Origin of the sequence: Marinobacter sp. UBA2498, from assembly GCF_002341575.1 — a bacterium.
Classification (GTDB): Bacteria; Pseudomonadota; Gammaproteobacteria; order Pseudomonadales; family Oleiphilaceae; genus Marinobacter; species Marinobacter manganoxydans.
The window spans coordinates 16366-23903 of record NZ_DDOI01000006.1 but is presented as its reverse complement, the minus strand read 5'-3'; the positions used below and the strand labels follow the sequence as shown (position 1 = coordinate 23903).

Below are 7538 nucleotides of genomic sequence, written 5' to 3'. Positions count from 1 at the left end.
TGCGCAAGGTGTTGGGCATCAAGGCACGCAGCCTGTCGCCTGCGGATCTGATCAGCGCTTTGTTGAAAGCGCCGGTAGACATGCTCTGGAACGGTGGTATCGGGACCTATGTGAAGGCGCCTTCAGAGTCCCATGAGGATGTTGGCGACAAAACCAACGATGCGCTTCGAATCGACAGTAACGAACTGCGATGCAAGGCATTGGGAGAAGGCGGGAACCTGGGTGTTACCCAGAAGGCCCGCATCGACTTCGCCCGTCGTGGCGGCTCCGTGAACAGTGATTTTATCGATAACGCCGGTGGCGTCGACTGCTCGGACCATGAGGTGAACATCAAGATTCTGCTGAATGACCTGGTGCACCGACAGCTGATGTCGCTTCCGGAGCGAAACCGGATGCTCAGGGCCATGACGTCTGAGGTGGCCGAACTGGTGCTGCGCAACAATTACCGACAGGCGATGGCGCTGAGTCTTGCCCAGAACCCCGCAGTTGCCACCGCAGACCAGTACGAACGGCTGATGCGCAGGCTGGAGACAGAAGGCAAACTGGACCGCAGTCTCGAATTTCTTCCGTCGGATGAAGAATTGCAGGCTCGCCGTGAGCACGGCGGCGGCCTGACACGCCCTGAACTGGCGGTACTGGTTTCCTACGCAAAAATTGAACTCAAGCAGGCCCTGGTCGCATCACCGATCGTCCATGACCCGCGATTCAATTCTGCGCTGCACTCGGCTTTCCCGGCCTCTCTGCTGGCCGCCTTCCCGGAAGCGGTGGGGGCCCATCCCCTGCGTGCAGAAATCTCGGCCACCCAGATTGCCAACGACATGGTAAATCGCATGGGGATCACCTGGTTTGACCGGATACGCAGCGCTACCGGGGCTGATGCTGGACGGATTGCCTCGGCCTACCTGATCTCCCTGCGAATACATGACGTAGACGCCCATTGGGAGAGTATGGAATCACTGGATGGAAAAATTGACGCCGGCGTTCAGGCAGACCTGTTCGCCGATGCCATCCGGTTAGTGACCCGAAGCACCAGCTGGCTCTTGCAGAACCGCCGGCAGGCGCTGGACCCGGTTTCCTGTATCGACCATTACCGGGCTCCCATGGCGGATGTGCTGGCTTCAAAAAGCCGACTTGAATCGGTGATTCCTGCAAGTCGCTGGTATGAACGCTATGCTGAATACTGTGAGCGGATGGTTCCGGAAGATCTTTCCGCCTGGTGCGCTTCCGCGGAAAGCCGTTACTGGCTGATGGACATGGTCGAGATCGCCCGTCAGCTGGACGAAAAGCTGGAGTCGGTGGCCTGGGTGTATTTCACGCTCGGTGAAAGCCTGAACCTGACCTGGTTGGACCGGCAAATGCGGGCCTTCCGGGCAAATGGCCACTGGCAAGTGTTGGCGACCATTCATTTCAGGGACGAGCTGGATCATCAGTTACGGAATCTCACGCTAAGCGTGTTTTCCGAGCCCGTTGATGGCGATGGAACGCCGGAGAAGCGGATTGAGGCGTGGCGGGGGAACAAGCGGATGTTACTCGCCCGCTGGGAGCGGATGCTGAACGACATGCAGGCCGCCAATGATGTGGATTGTGCCGTTTTCTCAGTCGCTCATGGAGTGCTCAGAGAGCTGGCATTGAAAGCCGCATAGCAGGACTACGACAGGCAAGGTGACTGAAAATCACGTTTTTTGGAGAAAATTATTAATTTTTTGTGATGTATTAAAGACGTAATGGCACGCTTGCCTTGAATTTATAGCGAAATAGTCTTTGTCGATCTCGGTAGAATGCCGGAGAGACAAACAACTAAGAGGGTACAACTATGAGACCGCAGCAATCACAGACGCCCGAGCTTGTCGATAGCCGGCAGGCGATTCGTGATTATTATCTCGCTGACGAGCACAAGGTTATCCACGAGATGATTGCTGGTGCCCAGTTGTCCCAGGCCGAGCGCGACGCCATTTCCGCTCGTGCGGCTGAACTGGTGCGCAGCGTTCGCAAGAATGCCAAGTCCACCATCATGGAAAAATTCCTGGCGGAGTATGGCCTGACGACCAAGGAAGGCGTTGCCCTGATGTGTCTGGCCGAGGCGCTGTTGCGCGTGCCTGACAACACCACCATCCACGAGCTGATCGAAGACAAGATCACCTCCGGTGCCTGGGGCACCCACGTGGGCAAGGCGTCCTCTGGGCTGATCAACACCGCCACCGTTGCCCTGCTGATGACCAGCAACCTGCTCAAGGATTCCGAGCGCAACACCGTGGGTGAAACCCTGCGCAAGCTGCTCAAGCGCTTCGGCGAGCCGGTTATCCGTACTGTGGCCGGTCAGGCGATGAAAGAGATGGGGCGACAGTTCGTTCTGGGTCGCGATATCGATGAAGCCCAGGATGAGGCCAAGGAATACATGGCCAAGGGTTACACCTATTCCTACGACATGCTGGGCGAAGCTGCCCGCACCGATGATGACGCCAAGCGTTATTACGACTCCTACTCCAACGCCATCGACAGCATTGCCAAGGCGAGCAAGGGCGATGTCCGCAAGAACCCCGGCATCTCGGTCAAGCTCTCCGCCCTGCTGGCCCGTTACGAGTACGGCAACAAAGAGCGGGTCATGAACGAGTTGCTGCCCCGGGCCCGCGAACTGGTCAAAAAGGCCGCGGCTGCGAATATGGGCTTCAATATCGATGCCGAGGAGCAGGATCGTCTGGATCTGTCTCTGGATGTGATTGAGGAGCTGGTGGCGGATCCCGAGCTTGCAGGCTGGGATGGCTTTGGCGTGGTTGTTCAGGCGTATGGCAAGCGCTCCTCTTTCGTACTCGACTGGCTCTACGGGCTGGCGGAGAAGTACGACCGCAAGTTCATGGTGCGTCTGGTGAAAGGCGCCTATTGGGATGCTGAAATCAAGCGTGCCCAGGTTATGGGTCTGAACGGGTTCCCCGTGTTTACCCGCAAGGCCTGCAGTGACGTCTCTTTCCTGTCCTGCGCCACCAAGCTGTTGAACATGACGAACCGGATTTACCCACAGTTCGCCACCCACAACGCGCATTCGGTATCTGCCATTCTCGAAATGGCCAAGACCAAGGGTGTGGACAACTACGAATTCCAGCGCCTCCACGGCATGGGCGAATCCCTGCACAATGAGGTTCTGAAGGTCAGTGGTGTGCCCTGTCGCATTTATGCGCCGGTTGGCCCGCACAAGGATCTTCTGGCGTACCTGGTGCGTCGTTTGTTGGAGAACGGTGCCAACAGCTCCTTCGTGAACCAGATTGTGGACAAGCGCATCACACCGGAAGAGATTGCCAAGGATCCGATTGTCAGCGTTGAGGAGATGGGCAATAACATTTCCAGCAAGGCGATCGTGCACCCGTTCAAGCTGTTTGGCGATCAGCGTCGCAACTCCAAAGGCTGGGATATTACCGATCCGGTCACGGTTAACGAGATCGAGAAAGGTCGCGGAGCCTACAAAGACTATCGCTGGAAAGGTGGTCCGCTGATTGCGGGTGAGGTGGCCGGTACCGAAATCCAGGTGGTACGTAACCCGGCCGATCCGGATGATCTGGTTGGCCACGTCACCCAGGCCTCCGATGCTGATGTAGACACCGCGATTACCTCAGCGGCGGCCGCGTTCGAGAGCTGGTCCGCCAAATCGGCTGAAGAGCGTGCTGCCTGCGTTCGCAAGGTGGGCGACCTGTACGAGGAGAACTACGCCGAGTTGTTCGCGCTCACTACCCGTGAAGCGGGCAAATCCCTGCTGGATGCGGTTGCTGAGATCCGTGAAGCGGTCGATTTCTCACAGTACTACGCCAACGAGGCCATCCGCTATAAAGACAGCGGCGATGCCCGCGGCGTGATGTGTTGTATTTCGCCCTGGAACTTCCCGCTGGCGATCTTCTCCGGGCAGATTCTGGCCAACCTCGCGGCAGGTAACACCGTGGTGGCGAAGCCGGCTGAGCAGACATCCTTGCTGGCTATTCGCGCCGTGGAACTGATGCATCAGGCGGGTATCCCGAAGGATGCCATCCAGTTGGTGCCGGGTACCGGCGCAACCGTGGGTGCAGCCCTGACCTCCGATTCGCGGGTGAGCGGCGTGTGCTTTACCGGTTCTACCGCTACTGCCCAGCGCATTAACAAGGTCATGACCGAGAACATGGCGCCGGACGCGCCGCTGGTGGCAGAGACCGGTGGTCTGAACGCGATGATCGTGGACTCCACGGCATTGCCGGAGCAGGTCGTCCGTGACGTGCTGGCGTCTTCGTTCCAGAGTGCCGGTCAGCGGTGTTCCGCCCTGCGTATGCTCTATGTGCAGAGAGACATTGCCGATGGCCTTCTGGAAATGCTCTACGGTGCAATGGAAGAGCTCGGCATCGGCGATCCCTGGCTGCTGTCCACGGATGTGGGCCCGGTGATCGACGAGAACGCCCGCAAGAAGATCGTGGACCACTGCGAGAAGTTCGAGCGCAACGGCAAGTTGCTGAAGAAAATGACAGTCCCCGAGAAAGGCCTGTTCGTTTCGCCGGCAGTTCTCAGCGTCAGTGGTATTGAGGAGCTGGAAGAAGAAATCTTCGGGCCAGTCCTGCACGTGGCCACGTTCGAGGCGAAGAACATCGACAAGGTGGTGGACGACATCAACGCCAAGGGCTACGGCCTGACGTTTGGCATCCACAGCCGTGTTGATCGCCGCGTCGAGCGTATTACCAGCCGGATCAAGGTGGGTAACACCTATGTGAACCGCAACCAGATCGGTGCCATCGTGGGCTCCCAGCCATTCGGTGGTGAAGGCCTGTCTGGCACCGGTCCAAAGGCCGGTGGTCCGCAGTACGTCCGTCGTTTCCTGAAAGGTGAAACGGTCGAGCGCGAGGCGGATTCGAACGCCAGGAAGGTGGATGCCAAGCAGTTGCAGAAGCTCATCGGGCAGCTGGACAAACTGAAGACGTCCAGGCCTGAAGCTCGTATGGACGCAATCCGGCCCATCTTTGGCAATGTTCCGGAGCCACTGGACGCTCACGTGGAAGCGCTACCCGGGCCAACGGGTGAGACCAACCGCCTGTCCAACCATGCCCGTGGCGTGGTGCTGTGTCTGGGACCGGACAAGGAAACCGCTCTGGAGCAGGCGGGTACCGCGTTGTCACAGGGCAACAAGGTGGTGGTGATTGCACCGGGCACCCAGGATGTGGTCGATCAAGCGAATAAGGCCGGGCTGCCGATTGTTGGCGCCGAGGGTCTGTTGGAGCCGGAAGCACTGGCAACCATCGATGGCTTCGAGGCGGTAGTCAGCTGTGGCGATCAGCCCCTGCTGAAAGCCTATCGCGAGGCACTGGCCAAGCGTGATGGTGCGTTGCTACCGCTGATCACTGAGCACACGCTGGATCAGCGATTTGTGATCGAACGCCACCTATGTGTCGACACAACGGCCGCGGGCGGTAACGCCAGTCTGATTGCCGCCTCCGAATAATCGGCGGTAATCGGTACCATGCGCGCCCGGCGTCAGTCAGTCCTGATGTCGGGCGCGCCTGTTTTCAGACGTTGGTTAAACAGCATCCGGCGGCCTTCGGCCTCGGCAACGTCCGAAAGATAGAAACTGACCGATGACCCCGGCCCCCTCTGGGCCAGAAGGCCCGCATCGAGAGCGCTCAGGCAGCCGATTTTCGGATAGCCGCCAATGGTCTGCCGGTCTTTCATCAGAACAATGGGCTGACCGTCTTTCGGTACCTGAATAGCCCCATAGGCAATCCCCTCCGAGACAATCCCGTCCAGATCCGAATAGATGGCATCACCTTTCAGTCGATACCCCATGCGATCGATATTCTGGCTGATTTCGTAATCGCACGAGAAAAACTTCTCCCGCTGAACTATAGAGAAGCTCCGATACTGATAGCCGGGAATAACCCCCAGGCGCAGGTGTTGTTGATAATCGGGGACTTCCGGCTCGGGAAGAAAAGCTTCAACAAACGATGCGTTTTTCTCAAACTCCAGCGTATCGCCCTTGGCCAGTTTCGCGCCTTTGCCATCCAGGCCGCCCAGGCCCTCGCGTGCCACGGTGGCGCAACTGCCAAGCTTCATGGCTGGCTTGAATCCGCCGCTGACCGCCAGGTAGGCCCGCAAGCCGTTCACAGGCGTGGTGAAGTCCAGTCTGTCGCCCTTATTGATGTGATGGGTGCGCCAGGGCGCAATGGCCTGATCGTTGATACGGGCGCCCAGATCGCCGCCGGTAATGGCAATGCAGGCCTCATGGTTCGCCTTCAGGCTGAACCTGCCAAAGGTGATTTCGATCTGTGGGGCATCGAGATCATTGCCCAGCAGGCGGTTCGCCCAGAAAAATGCAAACTCGTCCATGGGGCCGCCGGTGGTCACGCCCATATGCTGGTAGCCGTGGCGGCCGGCATCCTGAACAAGGGCCAGCATTCCGGGTTCGAGGACTTCAAAGCTCATCGAGGTTGCCTCCCAGCTCCAGGAATTCGTCCCGGCTTATGGCGCGAAAGCGCACCTGATCGCCGACCTGTACCAGGGCCAGAGAGTCGCTGTCCCAATCCACCATTTTCTGCGGCGTGCGGCCAATGATTTGCCAGCCACCCGGTGTGCAGCTCGGGTAGATTGCGGTTTGGGTGCCTGCGATACCGACGCTGCCGGTAGGGACTTTCAGTCGGGGCGTGGATTTCCGCGGAATGGCAATCCGTTCGTCGGTACTTCCCAGGTAGGCAAACCCCGGAGCGAAGCCGATGGCGTAGACCTGATAAAGCTGTTCACTGTGAATGCGAACGACCTCGTCCCGGGACAGGCCGGCATGCTCGCAGACATCCTCCAGGTCCAGACCCACTTCGCGATCATAGTAGACGGGCAGCTCGACGATGCGGGCAGAGTCGCCCTCGGTGGAACCATCATCCTCGGAGTCGATCGCTGCGCGTACTCTGCGAACGATGGCAAACCGGTCAGCCTGTTCCAGATCCCAGGTCACCAGAATTGAGGTGTATGAGGGAACCAGGTCAACAATGAGGTCGGACATGTCGCGCCGCAGCCGGTCTGTGGCCCGCTTGACCAGGCCTGCGGATTCCGCACCGATCTGGTCGCCAAAATACACCATGCAGGTGTTTTCGTTGACCGACTCGATCCTCATAGCGCTTCCACGACCTGTCGCATATGCCGTGCAGCGTCGACGGCATGGTAGCTGTCGCCGTGAATACAGATGGTATCGGCCTTGATCGGAATATGTTTGCCCGAGATCGAGGTGACCGTTCCTTCGCGGATAATCTGGGTGACCTGCGCCTCAATGGCTTCGGTTGTCTCGTGCACGGCACCACGAACCGACCGTTTTACCAGTCTGCCCTCGTCGCTGTAGGCGCGATCAGAGAACGCCTCGAACCAGACCTCGATGCCATATTCGTCCGCGCGATCCTTGACCTGTTGCCAGTCCGGCGTTGCCATGACCACCAGGGGGCACTTTGGTGCGTAGGAGCGAACGGCGGACATAACCACGGACAAGGTGGTGTTATCGACCATCATCCGGTTATACAGGGCGCCGTGGGGCTTCACGTAGGAGATGGAAGTGCCAT

The 7538-nt window shown here is 58.7% G+C and carries 5 protein-coding genes; 2 read left to right on the top strand and 3 right to left on the bottom strand.

The window, feature by feature from the left end; translation table 11 throughout:
* Together B2W52_RS00390 and putA are read left to right on the top strand one after the other, a co-directional pair.
* The coding region (locus B2W52_RS00390) for an NAD-glutamate dehydrogenase domain-containing protein (protein WP_286800964.1) at window positions 1–1643 on the top strand (1643 nt) is incomplete at its 5' end.
* 170 nt (window positions 1644–1813) lie between these two features.
* Window positions 1814–5443, top strand: coding sequence for a bifunctional proline dehydrogenase/L-glutamate gamma-semialdehyde dehydrogenase PutA (gene putA, locus B2W52_RS00385; RefSeq protein WP_008173818.1), 3630 nt, complete (start codon window positions 1814–1816; stop codon window positions 5441–5443).
* Window positions 5444–5475: 32 nt separating this feature from the next.
* Here putA and B2W52_RS00380 read toward each other — a convergent pair whose 3' ends face one another.
* The 3 genes from B2W52_RS00380 to B2W52_RS00370 form a co-directional block, all read right to left on the bottom strand.
* Window positions 5476–6420, bottom strand: coding sequence for a 5-oxoprolinase subunit C family protein (locus B2W52_RS00380; protein ID WP_053112790.1), 945 nt, complete (start codon window positions 6418–6420; stop codon window positions 5476–5478).
* Window positions 6410–7102: a 5-oxoprolinase subunit PxpB gene (gene pxpB / locus B2W52_RS00375; protein WP_008173822.1), complete on the bottom strand. Its 693-nt coding sequence runs from the start codon at window positions 7100–7102 to the stop codon at window positions 6410–6412. The genes B2W52_RS00380 and pxpB overlap by 11 nt, the downstream gene beginning before the upstream one ends.
* A partial coding sequence (locus tag B2W52_RS00370; RefSeq protein ID WP_286800962.1) for a LamB/YcsF family protein occupies window positions 7099–7538 on the bottom strand: 440 nt, incomplete at its 5' end. The genes pxpB and B2W52_RS00370, both read right to left, overlap by 4 nt.